The organism is Vibrio sp. 05-20-BW147, from assembly GCF_013369385.1.
In the GTDB taxonomy this organism is placed as follows: domain Bacteria; phylum Pseudomonadota; class Gammaproteobacteria; order Enterobacterales; family Vibrionaceae; genus Vibrio; species Vibrio floridensis.
The window spans coordinates 1-613 of record NZ_SZTO01000089.1; the positions used below are offsets into that span (position 1 = coordinate 1).

A 613-nucleotide genomic window follows, 5' to 3' on the forward strand; every position below is an offset into this window, starting at 1 on the left:
TGGTTGCGGGGGCCGGATTTGAACCGACGACCTTCGGGTTATGAGCCCGACGAGCTACCAAGCTGCTCCACCCCGCGTCCGTAATGTTATCGTTAAGCACGATAAGGGCTGTAAACTGGAGCGACGCGACCAGCTTGGGCACGAGGTTCCTCGTGTGCGGTCTCACCACTTCTAAATCTGGAGCGACACACGAGGTTCGAACTCGTGACCTCAACCTTGGCAAGGTTGCGCTCTACCAACTGAGCTAGTGTCGCAATGTCATCGTTAAGCACGATAAGGGCTTTAAACTGGAGCGACGCGACCAGCTTGGGCACGAGGTTCCTCGTGTGCGGTCTCACCACTTCTAAATCTGGAGCGACACACGAGGTTCGAACTCGTGACCTCAACCTTGGCAAGGTTGCGCTCTACCAACTGAGCTAGTGTCGCATGTCATCGTTAAGTACGACGAGAACTGTAATTTGGAGCGACGCGACCAGCTTTCCCTAATCCGGGCGAGACACGAGGTTCCTCGCGTTTGGTCTCATCACTTCTAAATCTGGAGCGACACACGAGGTTCGAACTCGTGACCTCAACCTTGGCAAGGTTGCGCTCTACCAACTGAGCTAGTGTCGCA

The 613-nt window shown here is 55.0% G+C and carries 4 tRNA genes; all 4 read right to left on the minus strand.

Going from position 1 to position 613, the window contains the following annotated elements:
- Positions 1–77 (minus strand) — tRNA-Met (locus FC652_RS20160).
- A 101-nt stretch (positions 78–178) separates the two neighbouring features.
- Positions 179–254: transfer RNA gene (locus tag FC652_RS20165), tRNA-Gly, on the minus strand.
- A gap of 96 nt (positions 255–350) precedes the next feature.
- Positions 351–426, minus strand: a tRNA-Gly gene (locus FC652_RS20170).
- 110 nt (positions 427–536) lie between these two features.
- Positions 537–612, minus strand: a tRNA-Gly gene (locus FC652_RS20175).
- Position 613: the final 1 nt, after the last annotated feature.